We start from the raw sequence: 24,411 nt of genomic DNA, 5'->3' as shown, positions 1-24,411 counted from the left end.
TCCTTTGTCACTTCATTGTTATCATTACAAAATTCGCGGCGCATACTAACTTAGTTTTGGAAGCGTTTCATCTGCTCTTCAGCATCGCGGAATTGTCGCAGTTGCGCTTCGATACGGGCAATCAATAGTGGTCTGCCAGTCGCTTCTCGATAGGAGAAGTTGAGTTGATCGATAGCGCCACGGTAGTCAGCACGCAGTGCGTGTAGCTGAGCATTGGTGTAAAACTGCTGGGCTTTGTCACCTAATTGCTTGTAAGCATCATTTAACATCTGGATTGGTAACAGATTATTCTTATCGTCGTACATCATTTGCTCAAGTATCGGAATCGCTTTGTCCGCTTGTTTGTTTTCCAAATAGACGTTGGCAAGGTTGGTATTGATGACTAACGAGGTCGGTCGATATTTTCGTTGCGAAGATAATAAGTCTATTGCTTGTTGGTAGTCTTTCTTGGCCGTCAATAAGTCTGTTTTGGTATCGAGATAGAACAGATTGTCGGGATCTTTTTTCCGTAACTCATCAATGATTTTTTCAGCTTTGTCATGCTTGTTCAGTTGGAACAGGGCTAACGCTTGGCCATACAAAGCAGCCTCTTTGATGGCATAGCTGTTGTTTTTTAACTGGTCTTCAAACATTGCCAGCGCAGTTTGTGCTGAATAGCTCGAAAAACGAACTTGAATACGCGCTTTTGCGAGCTGGAAATTCAGGTTCGGCGCAATGTGCATGTGTGGGTATTGGTTAGCACGATCGCGCGCTTCTGACACCCGCGATTCAGGAATAGGGTGGGTCAGCAGCATAGGTGGCATCTTGGTGGCGTAGCGATATTTCGCGGCCAGTTTACCAAAAAAGGATGCTGCGGCTTCAGGATCATAGCCTGACGCTACCATTACCCGCATGCCAATCCGGTCTGCTTCTTGTTCGTTCTGGCGGGTAAAGTTAATCCGTGATTGGGTACTTAATGCTTGTGTCCCCATCAGTGCCGCCATACCTGCTTGCGGCGCTGCCACTGTTAACAAAATGGCGCCCAGTACCCCCGCTAGTGTAAGCGGTGCAGAACGACTCTGGGCCTCCATTGAGCGCGCTAAGTGGCGTTGTGTAACGTGACTGATCTCGTGCGCCAGCACCGAGGCCATTTCACTCTCACTGTCGGCATACAAAAATAGCCCTGTGTGCACGGCTACGTGACCACCGAAAAACGCGAACGCGTTAATTTCGTCATTTTGCAGCATGAAAAAATAAAATGGTGTGTGTACGTCACTGGCATGCGCCACCAAATTATTACCAAGTTCGGAAATGTATTGCGCCAATAATGGGTCATACAGCACCGGTGCCTGGCCGCGAATAACCCGCATGTAGATGTCACCGTACTGCATCTCTCGGTCCATGCTGAGAGTGTTGACTGCGGCAGTACCTAAATCAGGCAAATCATTGCGTGCGGCAAAACTTTGTGACGTAGCGCTAAGGGATAATGCTACGGCAACCGATAGGAGCGATCTTTTAATTAAACTGCGTAGATGCGTTTTCAAACTTAACCTATGGCGTGCGTGGGGAAGCAATTGATGGCGATAAGCATAATGACCGACGTGGTAAAAATGCAAGTCTGTCATCTATTCACATTCTTTTTTACAATCAATTGTTTCTAACATTACATAATTTTATATGTAACTCGGTAAAATGTTGCATTCTCTGTCAGAATCAGACTAAAAATCACCACTGATGTTCCCGCCTTTGCAAAAAAATGGCATATTTTGATGCTGCTTTACATCGGTGCTAGAAACTCAGGTTTTATTAACCAATCTAGGCTGTAATTTACAGGATATCCTGCATGTTTGAATATATACGTCGTTGGTATCAGGCTCGCTTTAGTGATCCGCAAGCACTGACGCTGATGTTTATTTTGGTGCTGCTTGGGGTTGTTATCCTCTATGCGGGCAATCTGTTAATGCCGCTGTTATTGGCATTGGTGTTGGCATATCTGTTGGAATGGCCTGTCGCCAAAATGGCGAAGATTGGAATTAATCGCACCATGGCCGCGTCCTTGGTGTTGTTAGTGTTTGTCACCGTTATGTTGCTTATTACGTTTGGGGTCATTCCTAGTGTTTGGCGTCAAGCTACCGCCTTTCTTGGCGAACTGCCCAAAATGATCGACCGTGGGGTGGTGATGTTGCAACACCTGGCCAACGAATATCCACAGTTTGTTAGTAGCGATCAGATTGACACTATGCTGGCCGAGGTGAAAAAGCTGATGGACTCTGAGCACGTGCTCAATATCATCAAGCAGTTACTTGGCTACTCAGCGTCCTTGTTGGTACTGATGGTGTACGCCATTTTAGTTCCGTTATTGGTGTTCTTTTTCCTAAAAGACAAAGATGAATTGATTAGTGGTTCAAGACGTTTTTTACCGCGTGATCGTGAGTTGGTAAAAAAAGTTTGGTTGGAGATGGACCAGCAAATATTCAACTACATTCGCGGCAAAATTATCGAGTTAGTGATCGTCGGTATTGCCAGTTACATCTTTTTCGCCTTAATGGGGCTGAATTATGCGGTGTTGCTGGGGGTGTCCGTCGGGGTATCGGTATTGATCCCTTATGTTGGAGCAACATTGGTGACCTTACCTATTGCGGCCGTAGCATTCTTCCAATGGGGCGCAAGTGCTGAATTTGGCTACCTGATGATAGGTTATGGCATTATTCAAGCGTTGGATGGCAACCTGTTGGTGCCGCTGTTGTTCTCTGACGCGGTTGATTTACACCCAGTGTTTATCATTGCCGCTGTGCTTATTTTTGGTGGTTTGTGGGGCGTTTGGGGGGTATTTTTTGCCATCCCGTTGGCGTCATTGGTCAAAGCTGTGGTCAATGTATGGCCCAATGAGTACCAACATCATCAGGCGTTATCAAAAAACGAATAGGCTAAACAAAAGGCTCCTTCAAGGAGCCTTTTCTGTTTCATCTGTTGGATGAATTAGTATTCGATATGACAACTCGGTAAGTTGTTCTTTTGGATGTAGTCCTGATGATATTCCTCAGCACGGTGAAACGCTTGAGCTGGCACGATTTCGGTAACAATCTGACGTTGGCCCCACTTACCACTGCGCATCAAGGCTAATTTAGACGCTTCGGCTTGTGCTTTTTGTGTCTTGTCGTGAAAAAACACGACGCTGCGATATTGCGTGCCCATATCTGCCCCTTGCTTATTAAGGCTGGTAGGGTTGTGATTCTTCCAAAATACCTCAAGTAAGTCGTCGTAGCTTACCTTTGTCTCATCATATTCAACTTGCACAACCTCAGCATGGCCCGTAGCCCCTGTCTTTACCTCTTTGTAGGTCGTTGCCTTGTTATCGCCGCCCATATAACCACTTGTGGCGTTTAGCACGCCGGGAACCTGACGGAAAAAGTACTCAACACCCCAAAAACAACCTGCACCAAATGTGGCCAATGCCATAGTAAAACTCACTTTAGAAGTCTAGATGGCTATAATTTTGACAAAGCCATCGCAGCTAAGCAAGTGGCTAGCGCTAAAATGATGTGCAGTTGCTGCCATGATCCTTAAACCTTTTGCTGCTAACATAGCGCTCAGCGTAATTAATCCCGCTTGAAAAAGGATGTTTATGACTGTCAAATCAAGCCCTTTACTCGATTTTCTTGCTGCGACGCTCGCTGATGAAACTCTGCCAAACACAATTGAGCAGGCAGATTTTACGGCACGGTTTGTTGCCCGCGGTATCGTGCAAATAGATCCCAATCAGCGTACGTCACGCGATATCGTCATCTCCTGTGGCATTCATGGCAACGAAACGGCCCCCATCGAAATCTGTAATCGTTTGCTGCAGCGAATTGCCCGCGGTGAACTCGCAGTAAAGCAGCGGCTCTTGGTTATTTTTGGCAATCCCGCTGCAATGTTGCAGCAAACCCGCTTTGTGGATGAAAACTTAAATCGCTTGTTTTGTGGTAGCCACTCACAAGGTGAGCAGAATTTAGAACGAAAACGTGCCGCAGAAATTGAGGCCGCGGTTGCAGCCTTCTACGTTGACGCTTCTAGAGCTCGCCTGCATTGGGATCTGCACACCGCCATTCGCGCCTCTGCCCATGAGAAATTTGCGGTTTGTCCTTATCAACCGGAGCGCGGTTATCGCCGCAGTGTGCTTGCGCTATTAGCAGACGCGGGTATTGAAGCGTTTCTCTTCAATCATGCGCCCGCTTATACATTCAGCTATCACAGCTCAAAATTGTTTAATGCGGATGCATTTACCATAGAGTTAGGTAAAGTGGCAGCTTTTGGTGCTAATGACCTGAGTAGACTGGAAAAACTCGATGTTGTGTTAAGTCGACTCATCGCGGGAGAGGAACTCACGCCTGACGCTGACGTCCTAAAGGATGTGACGTTTTATCAGGTAAGCCGAGTGATTACTAAAGATCACGACAGTTTTGATTTCAGTTTTGCTGAAGCTACGGCGAATTTCACCCGCTTTAGCCAAGGTGAATTAATTGCCAAAAGTTCAACGAATTCGGTTTTTTGTGATGCAGTGACAGAAGCCATTGTGTTTCCAAATGCTAAGGTACCTGTTGGCCAACGGGCGGCTCTCTGCGTTGTTCCTGTTTCCATTGAACAGGTTTGTATGTAAAGGATTTTATACGCAGGGATTGCGCTAATATTAAAACATGCGATTAAGGAAAGTTGCCGTTTGCGTAAACTTCCCTTAGTGTGCAGTGGAATTAAAAACCAAGGGCTAGCGCCCAGTGGAATGAATAAGAGCACTCTATGAGTCAAACCAACTTTTCTCAGTCAGTGGTACATCGGGCCGCATTTCTCGACCGTGATTCCCTCAATATCCCGATTCTGAAAATTTTACAGGCTGATGGTACCACCTACGATAAAGCGGTTCTGCCGCAGGTCGATGAAGCCTTATCGCAACGTATTTTTGATGCCTGCGCGTTTACGCGAGTGCTCGATGAGCGCATGTTAGCTGCGCAACGTCAGGGGCGGATCAGTTTCTACATGACCTGTACCGGCGAAGAAGCTGCTGTGATAGGCAGTGCCGCGGCATTGGATGACGGCGATGTGATTCTAGCGCAGTATCGTGAGCACGCTTCGTTGCGTTATCGTGGCTTCACCACACAACAGTTTATGGATCAATTGTTCAGTAATGAGCAAGATCTCGGCAAGGGTCGCCAAATGCCGATCCATTACGGTATTCACGAACTTAATTTTCAAACCATTTCCTCACCACTCGCAACGCAAATTCCCCAAGCATCTGGCGTCGGTTACTCACTAAAAATGCAGGGCAAGCCTAACGTAGCCATCTGTTATTTTGGCGAGGGTGCGGCTTCTGAAGGTGATTTTCATGCTGGTTTGAATATGGCGTCGGTCCACAAAGTGCCAGTTATTTTCTTTTGTCGGAATAATGGTTATGCCATTTCAACACCTACCGAAGAGCAGTATGCCGGCAATGGTATCGCCAGCCGCGGTTTAGGCTATGGCATGCACACCATTCGCGTGGATGGTAACGACATGTTGGCGGTGTTGGCTGCGACGCAACAAGCGCGAGCGTATGCAGTGAAAAACTCGGCGCCGGTATTAATTGAAGCCATGACCTATCGCTTAGGTGCTCATTCGTCGTCAGATGATCCTTCAGGCTATCGCTCTAAAGATGAAGAAGCCAAATGGCAGCAACATGATCCGGTGAAACGTTTCAAACTTTGGTTAGTCAATCAGGGTTGGCTGACAGAAGAGCAGGAGCAAGCGCTTTACAGCCAATATCGTGATGAAGTGTTAGCTGCGGTAAAAGTAGCTGAAAAAGTGGCTGCGCCAGCAATTGACCTGTTAATTGAAGATGTTTATGACCAACCAACACCAAGACTAAAACGTCAGTTGGAGGAACTCAAACAACATATTGCCAAATATCCGAAAGCCTATCCAAAAACCGCAGGGAGACTGTAACCATGACGAAGATGAACATGTTACAGGCGATTAACCAAGCGCTGACGCTGGAGATGGAACGCAATGAGCGCATGCTGGTATTTGGTGAGGATGTTGGCCACTTTGGCGGCGTGTTTCGTGCAACTTCAGGCCTGCAGGATAAATTTGGCAAAGAGCGTTGCTTCAATACACCATTGACTGAACAAGGCATTGCAGGCTTTGCAAATGGCTTAGCTTCTAATGGCATGACACCAGTTGCTGAAATACAGTTTGCTGACTATATCTTCCCCGCGTTTGACCAGATTGTGAATGAAGCGGCGAAATTCCGTTTCCGCTCTGGTAACCAATTTAACGTTGGCGGTTTAACGATTCGTACACCATATGGCGGTGGCATCGCTGGCGGACACTACCATTCGCAATCACCTGAAGCGTATTTTACGCAAGTGGCAGGGCTTAAAGTGGTTGTACCGCGTAACGCTTATCAGGCAAAAGGCTTGTTGCTGGCAAGTATTCGCGACGATAACCCCGTGGTGTTTTTTGAACCGAAAAGACTCTATCGCGCGTCCGTCAATGATGTGCCGGAAGAAGATTATGTACTGCCGCTGGGGCAAGCTGAGATTATTCAAGAGGGTACTGACGTCACTGTGTTGGCGTGGGGCGCCCAAGTTGAAGTAATTGAAAAGGCAGCGCAAATGGCAAAGGACGAAGGCATTAGTTGTGAACTGATTGACCTGAGAACCTTAGCGCCGTGGGATATCGAAACGGTGGCAAAATCAGTCCTGAAAACTGGCCGTTTGGTGATTAACCACGAAGCGCCATTAACCGGTGGATTTGCTGGTGAAATTGCAGCCACCATTCAGCAGGAGTGTTTCCTGTATTTGGAATCACCGATTATGCGCGTGTGCGGCCTCGATACCCCGTATCCGCTGGTACACGAAAAAGAATATATGCCAGATGCATTCAAGACCTTTGAAACCATTAAAGCGTCGGTAAATTATTAGGAGTTGTTGATGATTAAGGATTTTATTCTTCCTGATATCGGCGAAGGTGTGGTCGAATGCGAGATCATTGAATGGCTTATTGCCGAAGGCGATACTATTGCTGAAGACCAACCTGTTTGTGAAGTGATGACCGATAAGGCGTTGGTGCAGATCCCGGCGCCATTTGCTGGTGTGGTGAAAAAACTTTGCTATGCCCAAGGCGAAATTGCGCAAGTGCATGCACCGCTGTTTTCTGTTGAGTTAACGGAGGGTGAAACTGCGGAAGTAGCGGCAGAAACATCATCTTCAGTCGCAGCGGCATCAAATAATGTTGCAGCTACGACGAATGCGGCTCACTTTGAGGATTTTCTGTTACCTGACATCGGCGAGGGAATTGTTGAGTGTGAACTGGTCGAATGGTTGGTAAAAGAAGGCGATAGCATCGCTGAAGATCAACCTGTGTGCGACGTCATGACCGATAAAGCCTTAGTGCAGATCCCAGCAGTGAATGCGGGAGTCGTCAGTAAGCTTTATTGGCAAAAAGGTGACATTGCCAAAGTTCATGCGCCGTTGTTTCAAATCCAAATCGAAGGCACTAACGAGCAGCATTCGGCTGCTCAAACTCAGCAAGCGCCAGCAAACAACGTGAGAACAGATGCGACGAATGTAGTTGCCGACAGCAAGCGTTCTGGTAAAGCGGTTGCAAGTCCTGCAGTCAGAAGAATGGCGCGTAGCCATGATATCGATCTAGCCTTGGTTGAAGGTACGGGTAAACACGGACGCGTTTATAAGGAAGATATTGCGCGTTATCTCGAATCCGGTGTCACTGCAGCCGCGAGTGTTAGTGCTCAGCCTCAAACGTCAGCCAAGAGCCTGCCCGTTGCGATTGCCTCGTCGAATGACAAGGTGCAACCAATTAAAGGCGTTCAGGCCGCGATGGCGCGCCAGATGAGCGAATCAGCTGCCACCATTCCTCACTTCACTTATTGTGAAGAGATCGATATGACGGCGTTGGTGCAGTTACGTGAGCGTTTGAAAACTAAGTACAGCAACGACGAGCGAAAGCTTACGCTGATGCCATTTATTGTGAAGGCATTGTCGCTGGCCCTGAACGAATATCCCTTGCTGAACAGCCAAGTAAATGCCAGTTGCACTGAGTTGACGTTAAAGGCACGGCATAATATCGGTATGGCCGTGGATTCAAAAGTGGGCCTGTTGGTACCCAACATCAAAGACGTACAGCAGAAATCCGTGCTGGCACTGGCTAGCGATATTACACGCCTCACTAGTGCCGCACGCGCTGGCCGTCTCGCACCTGACGATATGAAAGATGGCACTATCACTATCTCTAACATCGGGGTGATTGGTGGTACGGTAGCCACGCCAATCATCAACAAACCAGAAGTCGCGATTGTGGCCTTGGGTAAAATTCAACGTCTGCCCCGGTTTGATGCTGACGGCAATGTGGTCGCACGCGATATTATGCAGATCAGCTGGTCAGGCGACCACCGCGTAATTGATGGCGGTACGATGGCGCGTTTCTGTAACTTGTGGAAGCAGTATCTTGAGTCGCCAGAAGAGATGATAGTGGCGCTTTAATACATGATGAAAGCCCCTTAATCGGGGCTTTTTTATTGGCAAAACACTGCATTTTGATAAACAAGTTACGCTTTGGTGACAGTTTCCGTATAATTTGCGAACCCTTGTTAATTGTCGTTTTTTGTTATGTCGCAAGAAGTGCTGTATTCCTCAACTACACATTATCCTTTTCCGCCAAAGCCAGTGCCGCTTTCTGATAACGACAAAGCGTTTTACAAAGAACAAATTAAAGCGCTGTTGAAGCAAAAAGATGCGGTATTGGTGGCTCACTACTATACCGACCCGGAGATCCAAGCGCTGGCGGAAGAAACCGGTGGCTGTGTATCCGATTCGCTTGAAATGGCGCGTTTTGGTAAAGAGCATCCCGCCTCAACACTCATTGTAGCTGGCGTTAAATTTATGGGCGAAACTGCCAAAATTCTTTCGCCCGAGAAAAACGTGTTGATGCCTACATTAGATGCGACATGCTCATTGGACGTTGGTTGTCCTATTAGTGACTTTAGTGCCTTTTGCGATGCTCACCCAGATCATACAGTAGTGGTTTATGCCAATACCTCAGCCGCTGTGAAAGCGCGTGCTGATTGGGTGGTCACGTCTAGCATTGCACTTGAAATTGTCGAACATCTCGATGCCGAAGGTAAGCAGATTATCTGGGGGCCAGACCGTCACTTAGGCAGTTATATTGCCAAACAGACGGGAGCTGAGATGCTGTTGTGGCAGGGTGAATGTATCGTTCACGATGAGTTTAAAGCGAAGGCATTGCGGGAACTTAAACTGCAATATCCCGATGCAGCAGTGTTGGTTCACCCTGAATCTCCGGCAAGTGTGGTGGAAATGGCCGATGCCGTAGGCTCAACAAGCCAATTGATTAAAGCGGCGCAAACTCTGCCAAACGACACGTTTATTGTGGCAACCGATAAAGGCATTTTTTATAAAATGCAGCAGGCTGCTCCCGGTAAGACCTTAATTGAGGCGCCGACTGGTGGCAATGGGGCTGCTTGTCGCAGCTGTGCCCATTGCCCGTGGATGGCGATGAACGGACTTAAGGCCATATACACCGCTCTAGCCTCTGAACAACCAGAGCAGCATGAAATCCACGTTGACGAAGCTGAACGTCAGGGCGCTTTGGTGCCATTAATGCGTATGTTGAACTTTGCAGCGGAATTAAAAATGCAGGTCAAAGGCAACGCCTGATTGGGTGACACTATCTAACTGAAAAATAAAGCGCGATTATCGAATAAGATATCGCGCTTTATTTTTTAGCTTAAGCGAATCAATCAACTATACTCAAATTTCCCTCACGTTAGTGCGCAATTCACCATAGTGATTTCACGGAGATACGGTATGAATGTCCAATGGATTGGTAATCTGTCAATCAAATTAAAATTTCTCCTCGTTATTCTGCCGCCATTAATCCTTGCCACACTTTTCGGTGGTTTAGACATTAACCGCAATGTCACTAATGCGCTGACCACTAAACGGGTAATAGCATTATCTAATTTGGTAAAAGTGAACAGTAATCTAGTCCACGAATTACAGAAAGAACGTGGAATGAGCGCGGGCTTTCTAGGCTCAAAAGGAACGTCATTCGCAACTGCGATTCCGGGCCAACGAAAACTGACCGATACGCAGGCTGATGATTTCAGCCGCTACATTGCTGAGCATGATTTCCCGCCTGAAATTAATTCGCGCATTAGCGATATTAGAAATGAACTCAGTAAATTAAGTAACATACGCCAGCAGGTGTCTGCGTTGCAGATCTCTGTGCCAGAAGAGGTCGCTTATTACACCAATCTTAACAGTGAGCTGTTGTCGGTTGTGGACTTAGTGGTGAAAACGGGGGAAAACAAAGGCATAGCAGTTGAATCAGCAGCATTTTCTGCCTTTTTACAAATGAAAGAACGCGCCGGTATTGAACGCGCGGTTTTAAGTTCCACCTTTGGACAGGCTGGGTTTAAGACAGGAATGTTTACCCGTTTCATTACCTTGGTTTCGGAGCAAAATAGTTTCCAGAGCCGATTCCTAGCGCTAGCGCCAGCATCTGAATTATCGCAATACCAACAATTGCTGCAGGATCCGAAAATTGCGGCAGTCGAAAACTTCCGTGAAATTGCCAAGACGCAAAACGCTGACGAAATTGCAGCCCAGTCCGCAGAAAAATGGTTTGCAGCGTCAACAGCAAGGATTGAACTGCTGCGTAAATTTGAGATGGTATTGCAGCAAAATCTTATCGACAACACACAGCACTATTACCAACAACTGCTCAGTCGAGCTTGGATTGAAGGTTGTGCGATTGTGTTGAGTCTTCTTGCTATCGTGATCATTAGTTATCTCATTATTTACAACATGTTAAGCCGTCTTAAATTGTTGCATAACGGTATTATGCATACCAAAACCGAGTTTGATATGACCACGCGGCTCAAGCTACAAGGTGACGACGAGTTAGGTCATATTGCGGCGGCAATCAATAGTATGTTGGGTGACTTTGATAAAGTGATTTCGACCGTCAGAAACAACGCGCATAGTCTGAATTTGGCGGTTGGGCAGATGAACAGCTTTTCTCAACAGCTAACGAAAAACGTTGCTGTGGGTTATAGCGAAGCGGAACAAGTGGCTTCAGCGATGACGGAAATGAGTTCGACCGTACAAGAGATTGCCGCTAGTGCCATCAAAGTGACTGATGCAACGAAGGTCGCCAGTCAGGAGGCTAAAGAAGGGAATCTGGAAGTGTGTAAAACGGCTGATGCCATTAGTGAACTGGCAGTCGAGATCGAAACTGCTTCTGACTCAATTCAGCAACTCGATAGCGATATCCATAGCATTGTGGGCTTGCTCGAAGAGATCAACGGCATTGCCGAACAAACCAATTTACTTGCCTTGAACGCTGCCATTGAGGCCGCTCGGGCAGGGGAAATGGGCCGAGGCTTTGCTGTTGTTGCTGATGAAGTACGGAATCTAGCTCAGCGCTCGCAAAGCTCTACAGAAGACATCCGCAAAATGACCGACAGGTTGAAGCAAGGAGCTCAACAAGCGGTGACGGCAATTGCCAAAGGGCGTCAACGCGCAGATTCCAGCGTGACTGAAGCAAACCGCGCTGGGGAAGAGCTTTATCGCATCGTATCGCAAGTGGAATTGATTGAAAGTATGAATGAACAGATCGCCGCTGCCACACATGAGCAATCGGTAGTCTCAGAAGAAGTGAACCAAAACGCACTCAAAATTAGTGAGACGTACAATAGTACCAAGAGTATCGCGGAGGAGTTTAGAGTGCTTAATAACTCGCTGCTCTCTGAGGCAGAAAGCTTAAAGCAGCAAGTACTTAAATTTAAGACAACAGACAATTAAAATCAGAGACTTGCTCAGCAAACGGCCACTCAAATTTAGTTGCTACGTTTTTGCTTGACCCTCTACAGGCTTTTGCGTAAAGTACCGCTCCGTTAACTGCCGTCAAGCAGCTAACAACAATATGGTGAGGTGTCCGAGTGGCCGAAGGAGCACGCCTGGAAAGTGTGTATACGGAAACGTATCGAGGGTTCGACTCCCTCCCTCACCGCCAGAATTTAGAAACGGGGTTCAGTGTAAACTGAACCCCGTTTTGTTTGGTTTTTGATGTTTACGTGTTCACTATTAGATTAGTACGGCACTAATGTTTCGGCTAAGGTACTGAGTTTGCAAATGGCACATCAATGGATTGAATCTTATAACAAGACAGGCCGGAATCCTTCGCTTCCTGCTCAGAATCCGCCAGCATACTTTTAGTATTTGCTGGTAGTTTCAGGCCTAAATCGATAAACATGCTATTGAGTAATTCACGTGCATCCAAACGCTGAATGCCATTGTTAAAATTAGCAATGTCCCGTAGAGCATTTGTTCTCGTTTGTGGGGCTAAAGGGCCGGGGAACACTAGTCCAGAAAGGCTATCGCGCATCGCCTCGACTCGGGCAATGCCCGTATTGAGAAATGCCGTTACCATGTAGTATTGCTGATATTTCTGTAACTCTTTGATAGGCATAGAAGAAAGGACATCGTTGTTCTTAACCGATTGCCACATTTCAGTTTCCAGCCGCTGCGGCATAACGCCTATAATACCGTAGGTTAGACCCGTGGCATTCAAGTCAGGCCGACTAAATTGAGAATCAAACCCAGCCCACATGTTCGTGCTCTGAAGTAGTTGAGCCTGAAGTTGGTGAGAGAAATTAGCGTAGCAAGGAATAATTGCTTCCTGCTCAACCGCAATCTCGTAATTATGTATCATCTCGCGGTGCAGGGCAGCTTTAACGTCAGCAAGCCTCTCTGCCGTATGCCGACCTTGCGCCCACTCTGACGTCCATAGTGCCAGCAACACACCGACGACCACGACAATTAGGTCCATAAACCAATTAACCAGTGTCCGACTTACTCTTATGTGAAAAATGCGATTTCCCTGTAACACCGTAACTCTCCCTTAAATAATTGAAATTTAAAAAGGTATTGCGTCGCACTAAATAACGCTATTTTTCGTAACTAAGCCTAACGGACTAAATTTGGATGAAAATCAGTTTAGTACTTTTCAAAAGACTACTGTATTTGCGATGTTGTACAAATATTAGACTGAATGAAACTAGATGGATGGTCTCTGAGTCGGTGTTTAGCTCGTTATTTAACGTTAGCTATTGCATGTGTTCCAACCGAATTACAGCGGAAGGGGAGCATTTAAGCGGTCTTCCGTCGGTTAATGAATAAATTAGGAGCGGCAGTTGTGAGCGTTCAAAACTGTCTACAGTGTAGGTTTGAGATAAATATCTTAAGTCACTGGTTGGTGGATTCAATTTGCTTAATTAACTGCTCAGTTTGAGTCGAAATATGCTTTAGAAAGTAGATTTGGTTGTACGCTAGCCACACAGTCCTTTTCAGTAACCCTTGAAGCTCTAGATCTTCCTTTACGAGCTTATTTAACGTTAACCAGTCGATTTTGTCGTTAATATTTATGCCGTGACGATTAAACGCTGTCAACAATTCAGTATTGGTTGATTGGTGTCTGGTCTTTTCTGTTCTAATCCACTGCTCGGCGAAGTTGTAGTGTTCGCGAAGTTGGTTTGCTAATGCCGGCCTTTTTGCAAAAGAAAGATCGCCACCGGCAATCAAGATGGAGTATGTCCTTAACTCCATATCAAAAACGGTAAAGCGTTGTGAGAAATAGAGTGCATCGGATGCGCTATCAGGCCTAGTTCTTTGCGGCAGTGCAAGTTGGGTCAGTTTCCCATAATCATTAGGGTAAGTATCGGGTAGCTCCCAACCAGAAGCTCGGTTTACAATGGTTTCAGCAGCGTTGAAGCGCAATGTTGAAATCCAAATGACGAACTCGAGTTCTCCTAAATCAGCGTGTAAGTCTTCAACCAATTGAAACAGCAACACATTTTGTCGTGCAACATTGTTCTGTTGCTGATTCCAGTTGGACACCTGTATACCTATAAAAACCCCCATTACCACAATAGCAAAATCGATAACGATGGCGGTCCAATTCTGCTCTCTAACATGTTCAGCAATACGGCGTAACCACATGAGTCAGTCCCTTTTATTAGCAACACAGTTAGATCAAATGAGTTAGTAATCTTGTCGGAATCGTATAAATTCACCACGTACCTATGAATAGCATTGATACTCGGCGCACCTATTACCGTTTGATACCTGATTCATAATGCGATGGTTAGTCATGGGCGGTTGCCATAATCGACATCCGTGCGACCAATAGTAAAAGCTAGCAAAAACGTTGAAATGCGACAAGCCAGTGCAGTTGTCCAAAGTTTCGCTAATCATTTGCTTGAAATAGATTTCGACCTGCGCCCAGAGAAATCATTTTGGCAATGACGATATTAAGCAACGATCAAACTCGTGAACTCATGTTCTTAGCTCCGCCTTTGATAGTTTCGGTGCTACAATCGCGCCGTCTAAATTTACAGTCAGCGGTGCTTGTTTATGAGTTTCTCCTCCCTTGGTCTTCATCCGGATTTATTGGCTATCCTCGATAAGGTGGGGTATCAAGCGCCAACGCCTATTCAACGAGCCGCCATCCCTGAAGTGCTCGCGGGGCACGATGTGATGGCTGGTGCGCAAACAGGCACAGGGAAAACCGCTGCATTTGCGCTGCCATTGATCCAACGTCAGCTCGTTCGCGTTGTAGCTGAAAACGCGATTCGCGTGTTAGTGCTGACGCCAACACGGGAGCTGGCACAACAAGTACACCAAAGCTTTGTGAAATATAGTGAAGGCTTGGCGATTAAAGCCGTTGTGGCATACGGTGGCGCGAGCATTAATCCTCAGCTTGAGGCGCTAAACCAAGGCTGTGATGTATTGGTGGCAACGCCGGGGCGTCTGTTAGAACTCGCTATCAAAGAACTTATCGACTTAAGCACACTGGAAACATTGGTGCTTGATGAAGCAGATCGTATGCTGGATATGGGCTTTATTATCGATATCAACCGCATTCTTAAACGCTTGCCAAATACGCGGCAAACCTTGTTCTTCTCAGCGACCTTTAATGATGATGTTTTTGCGCTGAGTAAGACCATGTTAAAGCAGCCAAAACTTCTCGAAGTTGCAGAACGTAATGCCACCGCGGCAAAAATCGAACAACGCTTTTATGAGGTCGACAATCAACGCAAAGCAGCGCTAGTGGCATACTTGATTGGTTCAAAAAACTGGCAACAGGTGCTGATCTTCACCCGTACCAAACAAGCGGTGGATGAACTTGCAAAAGAACTTGAAAAAGATGGCATTAGTGCAGCGCCAGTACACGGCGATAAATCGCAAGGCGCCCGAGATCGTGGGTTGGCACAGTTTAAAACCGGGCAAGTGCGTGTGCTGGTAGCGACTGATGTTGCCGCACGAGGTTTGGACATTGAGCAACTGCAATACGTCATCAATTACGAGCTACCCTACAACGCCGAAGACTATATTCACCGTGTTGGACGTACTGGTCGCGCTGGGCAGGCGGGTTTGGCGGTGTCGTTAGTGTCGAATAAAGAGAAGTACCTCGTTGAAGATATCCAAAAACTCACTGGCGAACAGTTTCTGCTGCAATGGATGGAAGGGTTCGAGCCAAGTCTGATGGCTCAAGAAGAGGCAAACAACACCAAGCGTAAACCATCTAAGAAAACGCTACGTGCTAAAGCGCTTGGGCAAGTGGGCAATCACAAAGCAAAGAGCGGCAGACCACGGAGGCGATAACTGCTAACTCCGTGGCAAAGTGTTTGAAGAAAAAGTGCTGAGCGTCGCATGACTGATTTTATAGGCGCTTTTCCATCCGCAGAAGTGTCCACACGTCACCTGCAAATGATTTGTTGCCAGTCTCTCGGGATGTAACCACAAAGCCGAGTGATTGGTAACAGGCTTTGGCGACCTCGTTTTGTTCGAACACACCGAGGGAAAGCATATTGGCATTATGTCGCGCTTTTGCTAATGCTATTAACTGACCCAACATGATTTTCGAAAGCCCCTGACCGCGAAAGCTGTCCGATATGAACACACGACAAATACGGAAATGGGATTCTGATATTCTTACCAATTCCACATAGCCAGCGTTTTGCCCCGCAGCAACAAAAACAAATGGAAATACGTCAGGTTGCGAACAGTGTTCGGTTATTTGCGCTTCATCTAGCGGAAATGTATAACGTGGGCCTCCCCACAGATAGGTTAGCTCCTCTGATTTAATCCAACGAATAAGTAGCTGGTAATCTGCCTTTTCAAATGCTCGAAGTTCCATGTTTCTCACGTCAATTTAACTTGGCCTACACCATGAATTTTATAAGCAATGTGAAGGTGTTAGTTGGTTAAAAGTAGTAAATATGCCCAATCAGGTTAATGCTCACACATCAATTTTCAGCGCGGCTAGCTGCCATTAATACTATCTCAAACGCACTAAATTGTTGCGGCAAGGCTTTCTGTAGCCTTTCCCATTAGGGCCCAGTTCTTACTTTACCGGAATCCAGCGTTAACGCTTATCACACGAAAACCCGATGAATGATTAATCGCTTAAATTCTCAGGTCAAGACTTTTACCACTTTAAATTGAGCAAATTTCCTCGGCTGAAGTGAGATGTATCAGTGGTTATTTGGTTATTTACGTAGAGTGATTCCTCTTAGTAGTGGCAAACCATCTATCTAACAAAAATGTAACCTTGTTTTGATATGCCTCAATGTTTTTCGTTGGCCATTATCTAAATTAGGTGTGTGTGATAAAGATCCGGTTTACTCAGTTTTTGAGAGACCTGCACATTGCCGCTTGGGCTGCGAACCAAGCCAAGATGGTTGTTGTTGCGCTGTTAGAAGTAATTGAATGTATGCAATTGAATATTAGCTGAATTTAGTCATTACCTGATTAATGAGGGTTAAATTATGGAAATTGTCTTAGATAAAATGCTTTGGTGGTTATTGCTCACTGTCGCCTTAATATTTCTGTATTTCTTCTACATTATCAGAGAACGATATGTTCAGTTCAAAATCGCGGAAAAAGACATTTTTCGGCAATTTGAAAAACTCTCGAAAGAGGAGCGTAATGACTTTGTTGCTGCATTTTTCAGCATCGGTAGAGGTAATGAACTGCTTATGTTGATATCGCGAATAGAATCTAAGTGTACCGATGGCTGCTTAAGGATAGGGCATGTAACGTGGGCGATTCGAGAATTAAGAACCCGCAAAGCAAGTGAGATTGAGGATAGTGAGATTCCCACATTCATTGCGCTCAATACCCAAAGTTAAATGATGTAATACGGTGAGTATTTAACGACTGATTTACAGGTAAGTCCACTCCACCATGTCTCGTTCTGACTTTGGGTAACGTTAAGGCTCGGATGATAGCGGTTATTGGGCTCGGTGGAAGTGAGTGGTGGTAATTGAACGGGATTTCCATGTCAGTGACAATAAGTGATTTAATTTGAGTTTTAATTAAATCACTCGTGGAGCTGGGCGCAATGTTGCGAGAGCAAACCGGGTTACTTGGAATAACGCAATTCTTCCAAAAATAGTGAAAACGCCTGCGATCTGTGGTGGCGACTCGGGTAATAGAGATAAAAGCCGGGAAAGGGCGGACACCACTCTTCGAGCACGCGCACCAAGCGACCATTTTTGACATAGGGTGCGACTTTCTCTTCCATGGTATAGAAAATTCCGACGCCATCTAATACAGCTTGAATGCCGGCATTAGATGTATTGAGAATTAAACTATTGTTGGGGCGAATATTGATCTTTTCGCCGTCACGTTCAAATTCCCACGGCAATAGTCCGCCAGCGGTTGGTAATCGCCAGTTAATACAGCGGTGCTGCATCAGGTCTTTTGGATGGGTAGGCGTCCCATGCTTGGCAAAGTACTCCGGTGAAGCTGCGACAGCGACGCGCAATTCGGGGGTGATAGGCATCGCGACCATATCTTTGGCAAGCATTTCACCAAGTCGTACACCCGCATCAAAGCGATCGCCCACAATGTCCACCAATCGATTGTCAGCATTGAGTTCAACAGTGACATCAGGGTATTTCTCCATAAAGCGTTTTACCACGGGCCATAACACATGATCGATTGCATGTTCAGGTGTGGTGATACGAATGATGCCCGTTGGGCAGTCACGCAGTTCACTGATGTCTTGTAACTCTTGGGTAACGTCTTCAAAGAGTGGCGCCAGCTTTACAAACAAACGTTCACCCGCATGGGTTGTCGCAACACTGCGGGTGGTGCGTGATAGTAAGCGAATGCCCATGCGCTGTTCTAAGTTACGTACCGTTTGGCTAAGTGCCGACTGTGATACGTTCAAACGTGCCGCCGCTTTTGTAAAGCTGCCTTCCTGCGCCACACAAACAAAGGCGTACAAATCATTGAAGTTTTCTTGGCTCATTATTAATAAGTCCAACTTATAGGTCTATTAAGATTTATCCATCTAATCAAAAAATGCCAAATGAGTAAACTATTGTTCATCGATTCAACACGTCGGATTTTTATTCAAGACGATTACCGCGAGAGTAAATGGATGCGACATATTTTAATTTTGGGTGCGGCAGGACAGATTGCTCAACAAGCTGTGCATCTCTTTTTAGAAGCGTTAGATGTGAAATTAACGTTGGTTTTGCGCAACGCGCAGCGCTTAGCTCATTTAGGCGGGCATCCACGAGTACAGCTCATTGAAGCTGATATTCGAGACCAGCAACTGCTGGCTGCTTTGATGGACAAGCAAGATACCGTATACGCCAACCTTGCCGGTGATATGGCAGCGCATGCCCAAAAAGTCGTGCGCGCGATGACGGAAGCCGAAGTCAAACGGCTGATCTTTGTCACCTCCATGGGGGTGTATGACGAAGTACTGGGCGAGAGTTTTGGCAGTATTTTGCAGCCATATCGCGATGCGACTCGTATTGTCGAAGCATCGAATTTGGATTACACCATTTTACGTCCAGCGTGGCTCAACAACCGCAATGAAATTAGCTACGGCATAACGCAAAAAGGTGAAGATTTTGTTAATGCTGATGCGACAGTTTCGAGAAAGAGTGTCGCTGATTTAATCGTGAAATCCGCATTGAACAATGTCCATATCCGCGAAAGTTTAGGCGTACACCAGCGCTAACTCACCACCAAATTTAAGATTAACGTCACTGCTGTTAGCCAACAGCAGGGGGGATTTTTTGTCTTCATCTCAGGAGAATCAAACAGATGAACGCGACAATATTTGTTAAACGCCATCGTTTTCTTGCTGTAGCGACAGCGGCTTTGTTTGGATACGGTGTCATCGCCACCTTGCCACTCAAAAGCGAACAAGCAATGGCGGATACTCAGGCGCTACCAGCAGCGGTGCAAGTCACAGCAGTGAATGTTCATCAACAAAGCTTTATGCCTTGGCATGAATACTCTGGCAGCGTTGAAGCAATTGACCAGGTGAATGTTCGTGCTCGAGTTGCGGGCATGCTGCAAAGTGTTCACTTTGAGGAAGGCTCTTATGTCGAAAAAGGCCAGCTATTGTTGACCATTGACCCTGCGCCGTACCGCGCAGAAGAGCAAAAAGCAGCAGCAACTGTCGCTGCTGCAGCTGCACAAAGTGCACAGGCACATCTGGAATATCAGCGTGCTAAGCGTTTGTGGGAGAAGAAATTAATTGCCGAAAATGACATGGAACAACTGCAAAACACCGCCAATGCCGCTAAAGCCAATCTGCAAGCCGCTCAGGCTGATTTGGCGCTGGCACGGTTAAACCTGTCTTATACCCAAGTCAAAGCGCCGGTGTCGGGCCGCATTGGCAAATTGGCGTTTACACCGGGCAACTTAGTTGCTGCTGGCAACGGCGCAGCGCCCATTACCAGCATTGTTTCTATGTCACCAATTTATGTCAACTTTGACGTTGAAAGTTCAATCGCTACTGATGTTTTAGCGCAATTGGGCAATGGACGTGAACAGTTGATGCGCTTAAATCAGGTACCAGTAAAAGCAGTCAGCAATGGCGCTAATTCCGCTTCGAAAGGCACACTTAAATTAGTGAACAACATGGTTGATGCTGGTAGCGGCACGCTGAATATGCGTGCCGTGTTCGACAACAGTAATGGCCAGTTACTGCCAGGACAGTTTGTGCGTGTCAGTCTCGGTCAGGCTCAGCCTAGCAAAGGTGTATTGCTCACCGAAAGCGCAATCGGCACGGATCAGGACAAGAAATATGTCTTCGTTGTGAACCCACAAAATCAGGTGGAATATCGTAACGTTACATTAGGCAGCATTGTAGCGGGAAAGCGAGTTATCACCTCAGGTTTGAATGATGGCGATCGAGTGATTGTCAGCGGCCTGCAACGAGTAAGGCCCGGTGTCACGGTGGCGGTGACTATTGCCCAAGACAATACTGCTGCGACCGTAAAAGAGGGCGCTTAATCTATGAATATTTCACGCTTTTTTATCGACCGCCCCATTTTTGCAGGGGTACTGTCGGTGCTGATATTTTTGGCGGGTGTGGTGTCATTGCCGCAGCTGCCAATTTCTGAGTATCCCGAAGTTGTACCTCCAACTGTTGTGGTCAAAGCCAGCTACCCAGGTGCTAACCCAGAAGTCATTGCTGAAACTGTGGCTGCGCCATTAGAGGAACAGATCAACGGCGTTGAAGGCATGCTGTATATGAACAGCCAAGCCACTACCGATGGTGCGATGACGCTCAATGTGATTTTTGCTCTTGGCACCGATCCCGATAAAGCGCAGCAGTTAGTGCAAAACCGTGTGGCTCAAGCTGAAGCTCGCTTGCCTGAAGAAGTTCAGCGTTTAGGCGTGTCAACTACCAAGGCATCGCCGGATTTGACCATGGTGGTGCATCTGCAATCACCTAATAATCGGTATGGCATGGATTATCTGCGTAACTATGCGTTATTGCACCTGCGTGACAATCTGGCCCGCATTAAGGGGGTAGGCGATGTGGCGATTTTTGGTGGTGGCGAATACGCGATGCGGGTATGGCTCGATCCAGAAAAATTGGCGCAACAACATATCTCCGCCAGTGATGTCGTCGCAGCGATCAACGCGCAAAACATTCAAGCGGCGGCGGGTACGGTAGGTGCCAGCCCCAATCTACCAGGCGTGCAGCTACAACTATCAGTCAATGCTAAAGGGCGACTGTCTACCCCTGAAGAGTTTGGCGACATCATAGTTCAAACTTCAGATACAGGCGCTGTCACTCGCCTGAAAGATCTGGCACGTATTGAACTGGGCGCAGCAGATTACTCATTGCGTTCGTTGCTCAACAATAATCCTGCGGTCGGTATTGGTATTCATCAGGCGCCAGGTTCCAACGCGCTGGAGATCTCTGAGCAAGTGCGAGCGGTAATGGCGCAGGCTGAAAAGCAGATGCCAGAAGGTGTTGGCTATCGCATTGCTTATGATCCAACGCAGTTTGTGCGGGCTTCGATTGAGTCGGTAATCCACACCCTACTTGAAGCGATTATGCTGGTAGTCCTAGTGGTGGTGTTGTTCTTGCAAACTTGGCGGGCGTCGATTATTCCATTGTTGGCTGTCCCCATTTCGATTGTCGGCACCTTTGCGGTACTTAACTTGATGGGCCTTTCAATTAACGCGCTAAGTTTATTCGGCTTGGTTCTTGCCATTGGTATTGTGGTGGATGATGCCATTGTGGTGGTGGAAAACGTTGAGCGGAATATCGAGTCAGGCTTGTCGGCTCGCGAAGCAACTTACAAAGCGATGCGTGAAGTCTCGGGGCCGATTATTGCCATTGCCTTAGTGCTGGTGGCGGTATTTGTTCCGTTGGCATTCTTCAGCGGATTGACTGGTCAATTCTATCGTCAGTTTGCGGTCACGATTGCGATTTCGACGGTGATTTCAGCGTTCAACTCTTTGACCTTATCTCCGGCATTATCGGCGATTTTATTGCGCGGCCATGACGCTCCCAAAGATGGCTTAACCCGCTTGATGGACAAACTGTTCGGGCGTTTCTTCAAGCAGTTTAACCGTGTGTTCCATCGTGGTAGCGAACGTTACCAAGGTGGCGTAAACCGCGTGCTGTCGCACAAAGGGTTAATGTTAGTGCTTTTTGTCGGCTTAGGCGCAGTCACCGGCGGGCTGTTGAAAACAGTGCCTACAGGCTATGTACCTGCGCAGGATAAACAGTATCTCGTGGGCTTTGCGCAACTGCCAGATGGCGCAACCTTAGATCGCACTGAAGAAGTGATCCGCCGTATGGGTGAAATCGCGGCTACTAATCCTAACGTGCAAGACACGTTGGCATTCCCGGGCTTGTCTATCAGTGGTTTTACCAATAGCCCCAACTCCGGCATTATTTTTGTGGTGTTGAAACCGTTTGAAGAGCGTCAGCGTGCTGATCAATCTGGGGCTGCAGTAGCAGGGCAGTTGAATCAAGCATTTGGTGGCATTCAGGACGCATTTATTGCAATGTTTCCGCCTCCACCAGTGCAAGGTTTAGGCACGACTGGTGGATTTAAATTGCAGCTGGAAGATCGTGCGTCGCTTGGTTTTGATGCGATGGATAAAGCCGTAAATGATTTTGTGGCAAAAGCATCACAGGCGCCTGAGTTACAAGGCGTCTACAGCAATTGGAAGCTTAATGTACCGCAATTATTTGCCGATGTTGATCGTACCAAAGCGCAACAGTTGGGCGTTCCACTGACCGATATCTTTAACACACTATCGATCTATCTTGGCTCGGTATACGTTAATGATTTTAATGCCTTTGGTCGCACTTACACGGTACGGGTGCAAGCGGATGCAAAATATCGCGCCCATCCTGAAGACATCGGCAAGCTCAAAGTACGTTCCAACAACGGCGACATGGTGCCGCTGGCATCGGTAATGAAGGTCGATTACAGCTATGGCCCTGAGCGGGTGATGCGGTATAACGGCTTTTTAACTGCTGATATTAATGGTGCACCTGCCGCTGGATATTCCTCTGGTCAAGCACAGGCTGCAATTGAACGTATTGCGGCAGAAACACTACCGCAAGGAATGGAGTTTGAATGGACTGAGCTGACCTATCAGCAGATTTTGGCCGGTAACTCAGCAGTGTGGTTGTTCCCGTTGACTATTCTGTTGGTGTTCTTGGTACTGGCCGCACAATACGAAAGCTTAATGCTACCGCTGGCGATTGTATTGATTGTGCCCATGAGTGTATTGGCTGCGATGGTCGGTATCTGGCTGACGAATGGCGACAATAACATCTTTACCCAAATTGGTTTGATGGTGTTGGTGGGGCTCTCGGCGAAAAACGCTATTCTGATTGTCGAGTTCGCTCGCGAGTTGGAATTTAGCGGTAAGACGCCAGTGCAAGCGGCAATCGAAGCCTGTAAGTTACGTTTACGGCCAATTCTGATGACGTCAATTGCCTTCATTATGGGCGTAGTACCGCTGGTGCTGTCATCTGGTGCGGGCGCAGAAATGCGTCAAGCGATGGGCATTGCAGTGTTTAGTGGCATGCTAGGCGTGACCTTCTTCGGACTCTTTCTTACTCCAGTGTTTTACGTGGTGTTGCGTAAACTCACAGGTAATAAGCCGCTGCACTTTCACGGTGAAAAGCCTCCGCTAGTCTAACCGACACCCCCTAGGATCAGCCTACAGTTTGTAGGCTGATTCATCTCTGAGGTTTATTGATGAATGAGACTAATAGGTTCATTGCGTTCAGAGGAGGTACTGCCACGCTGAAAAACACGTAAAGTAATTGAACAAATTATTTACTAAAAATGCTTCCCGACATTTCCGCAAATAATTTATCGACATTTTATTGAGGCAGTTGCAACACGTTTGAAACATGACTGAGTTGCACCTGCCTTATACTTTGGAATGGCTCGTATTTAATTGACCCCATGATGCCTAATAACAATAAGGGACATAGCCAATTCACGCGTTCAAACAATGTGATGATGTTGAGTTAGCCACAAAATGTGCGAGGGAATAAATGTCATAGAATGTTTTGGGGGATTAAACCCGAATGGTCTAATTAGTTGCTTATCAACGCTAAAGCAGAAACCGTCCGGGAGAAGAAAACCTTTGCTTCGGTCTTCAAACATCACCGTGTTCTCGTGCCTTGATCGAGTTGGTATGAATGGTGCCAAGAAGAAGCGCGCAAGCAGAACTACGCTTTTGGATTACCCGACGGCGAACCAGCATTGATGGCTGGTATCTTGTTTCCATCAGAACGCGGCCATCAGCTAGTCACGTTAACTTCAGCCGCAACCGAACAAGCCGCCAATACCATTCCAGAATGCCTTTGCTAGTAAGCCCAAACGATGTGGACTTCTGGTTTAACTCGGTCCCCGATGATCTTGAACCGGTATTGTATTCTCGCAACTCTCGCAACTTAAAACTAAATATTAATCGATACTAATTAAAGGGAATATGATTTTCACCTGCGCATAATTATTTTGTAATGGCTATTTTTAATAGAACTATAAATCTTCAATATATTACC

At 46.8% G+C, this 24,411-nt stretch carries 18 protein-coding genes and 1 tRNA gene; 13 read left to right on the top strand and 6 right to left on the bottom strand.

The window, feature by feature from the left end:
• Nucleotides 1-50 precede the first annotated feature (50 nt).
• Nucleotides 51-1,604, bottom strand: a complete 1,554-nt coding sequence (bepA, locus tag HR45_RS03125; protein WP_081933369.1) for a beta-barrel assembly-enhancing protease — start codon at nucleotides 1,602-1,604, stop codon at nucleotides 51-53.
• A 218-nt stretch (nucleotides 1,605-1,822) separates the two neighbouring features.
• Here bepA and HR45_RS03120 point away from each other — a divergent pair, with 218 nt between their 5' ends.
• Entirely contained in the window at nucleotides 1,823-2,905 is a 1,083-nt protein-coding gene (locus HR45_RS03120; protein ID WP_037439663.1) for an AI-2E family transporter, read from the top strand.
• A gap of 53 nt (nucleotides 2,906-2,958) precedes the next feature.
• On the opposite strand, the gene msrA is transcribed toward HR45_RS03120, so the two are convergent.
• Nucleotides 2,959-3,438 carry a peptide-methionine (S)-S-oxide reductase MsrA gene (msrA, locus tag HR45_RS03115; protein ID WP_037439661.1) on the bottom strand — a complete coding sequence of 160 codons (480 nt, stop codon included), beginning with the start codon at nucleotides 3,436-3,438 and terminating at the stop codon, nucleotides 2,959-2,961.
• A 166-nt stretch (nucleotides 3,439-3,604) separates the two neighbouring features.
• Here msrA and astE point away from each other — a divergent pair, with 166 nt between their 5' ends.
• The 7 genes from astE (at nucleotide 3,605) to HR45_RS03080 (ending at nucleotide 12,048) form a co-directional block, all read left to right on the top strand.
• Nucleotides 3,605-4,618, top strand: coding sequence for a succinylglutamate desuccinylase (astE, locus tag HR45_RS03110; RefSeq protein WP_052074451.1), 1,014 nt, complete (start codon nucleotides 3,605-3,607; stop codon nucleotides 4,616-4,618).
• Nucleotides 4,619-4,755: 137 nt separating this feature from the next.
• On the top strand, nucleotides 4,756-5,934 hold the full coding sequence (locus HR45_RS03105; protein WP_037439657.1) for a thiamine pyrophosphate-dependent dehydrogenase E1 component subunit alpha: 1,179 nt from the start codon (nucleotides 4,756-4,758) through the stop codon (nucleotides 5,932-5,934).
• 2 nt (nucleotides 5,935-5,936) lie between these two features.
• The gene (locus tag HR45_RS03100; protein WP_037439655.1) at nucleotides 5,937-6,914 is read left to right on the top strand and encodes an alpha-ketoacid dehydrogenase subunit beta; all 978 of its coding nucleotides are present in this window, start codon (nucleotides 5,937-5,939) and stop codon (nucleotides 6,912-6,914) included.
• A gap of 9 nt (nucleotides 6,915-6,923) precedes the next feature.
• Complete coding sequence (locus HR45_RS03095; RefSeq protein ID WP_037439653.1) at nucleotides 6,924-8,492, top strand: dihydrolipoyllysine-residue acetyltransferase; 1,569 nt, start codon at nucleotides 6,924-6,926, stop codon at nucleotides 8,490-8,492.
• A gap of 126 nt (nucleotides 8,493-8,618) precedes the next feature.
• Nucleotides 8,619-9,686, top strand: coding sequence for a quinolinate synthase NadA (nadA, locus tag HR45_RS03090; RefSeq protein WP_052074450.1), 1,068 nt, complete (start codon nucleotides 8,619-8,621; stop codon nucleotides 9,684-9,686).
• A gap of 150 nt (nucleotides 9,687-9,836) precedes the next feature.
• Nucleotides 9,837-11,837 carry a methyl-accepting chemotaxis protein gene (locus tag HR45_RS03085; protein WP_037439651.1) on the top strand — a complete coding sequence of 667 codons (2,001 nt, stop codon included), beginning with the start codon at nucleotides 9,837-9,839 and terminating at the stop codon, nucleotides 11,835-11,837.
• Between the two features lie 123 nt (nucleotides 11,838-11,960).
• Nucleotides 11,961-12,048: transfer RNA gene (locus tag HR45_RS03080), tRNA-Ser, on the top strand.
• Between the two features lie 99 nt (nucleotides 12,049-12,147).
• Here HR45_RS03080 and HR45_RS03075 read toward each other — a convergent pair.
• Nucleotides 12,148-12,864, bottom strand: coding sequence for a hypothetical protein (locus tag HR45_RS03075; protein WP_156103996.1), 717 nt, complete (start codon nucleotides 12,862-12,864; stop codon nucleotides 12,148-12,150).
• Nucleotides 12,865-13,280: 416 nt separating this feature from the next.
• A complete protein-coding gene (locus HR45_RS03070; RefSeq protein WP_037439647.1) occupies nucleotides 13,281-14,033 on the bottom strand; it encodes a DUF6090 family protein in 753 nt (250 codons plus the stop codon).
• 414 nt (nucleotides 14,034-14,447) lie between these two features.
• Here HR45_RS03070 and HR45_RS03065 point away from each other — a divergent pair, with 414 nt between their 5' ends.
• On the top strand, nucleotides 14,448-15,698 hold the full coding sequence (locus tag HR45_RS03065; RefSeq protein ID WP_037439645.1) for a DEAD/DEAH box helicase: 1,251 nt from the start codon (nucleotides 14,448-14,450) through the stop codon (nucleotides 15,696-15,698).
• Between the two features lie 58 nt (nucleotides 15,699-15,756).
• On the opposite strand, the gene HR45_RS03060 is transcribed toward HR45_RS03065, so the two are convergent.
• On the bottom strand, nucleotides 15,757-16,233 hold the full coding sequence (locus HR45_RS03060) for a GNAT family N-acetyltransferase (protein ID WP_037439642.1): 477 nt from the start codon (nucleotides 16,231-16,233) through the stop codon (nucleotides 15,757-15,759).
• Between the two features lie 631 nt (nucleotides 16,234-16,864).
• Here HR45_RS03060 and HR45_RS03055 point away from each other — a divergent pair.
• A complete protein-coding gene (locus HR45_RS03055) occupies nucleotides 16,865-17,227 on the top strand; it encodes a hypothetical protein (protein ID WP_037439640.1) in 363 nt (120 codons plus the stop codon).
• Nucleotides 17,228-17,460: 233 nt separating this feature from the next.
• On the opposite strand, the gene HR45_RS03050 is transcribed toward HR45_RS03055, so the two are convergent.
• Nucleotides 17,461-18,354, bottom strand: a complete 894-nt coding sequence (locus tag HR45_RS03050) for a LysR family transcriptional regulator (RefSeq protein WP_037439639.1) — start codon at nucleotides 18,352-18,354, stop codon at nucleotides 17,461-17,463.
• 132 nt (nucleotides 18,355-18,486) lie between these two features.
• On the opposite strand from HR45_RS03050, the gene HR45_RS03045 reads away from it, so the two are divergent.
• From HR45_RS03045 to HR45_RS03035, 3 genes are all read left to right on the top strand, one after another.
• A complete protein-coding gene (locus HR45_RS03045) occupies nucleotides 18,487-19,077 on the top strand; it encodes an NAD(P)H-binding protein (RefSeq protein WP_037440300.1) in 591 nt (196 codons plus the stop codon).
• An 86-nt stretch (nucleotides 19,078-19,163) separates the two neighbouring features.
• Nucleotides 19,164-20,363: an efflux RND transporter periplasmic adaptor subunit gene (locus tag HR45_RS03040; protein WP_052074449.1), complete on the top strand. Its 1,200-nt coding sequence runs from the start codon at nucleotides 19,164-19,166 to the stop codon at nucleotides 20,361-20,363.
• A gap of 3 nt (nucleotides 20,364-20,366) precedes the next feature.
• Nucleotides 20,367-23,534, top strand: coding sequence for an efflux RND transporter permease subunit (locus HR45_RS03035; protein ID WP_052074448.1), 3,168 nt, complete (start codon nucleotides 20,367-20,369; stop codon nucleotides 23,532-23,534).
• Nucleotides 23,535-24,411: the final 877 nt, after the last annotated feature.

This window comes from Shewanella mangrovi (assembly GCF_000753795.1).
Classification (GTDB): domain Bacteria; phylum Pseudomonadota; class Gammaproteobacteria; order Enterobacterales; family Shewanellaceae; genus Shewanella; species Shewanella mangrovi.
Note: the sequence above shows the minus strand (reverse complement) of the source record. Positions and strands in the feature narration are given on the sequence as shown.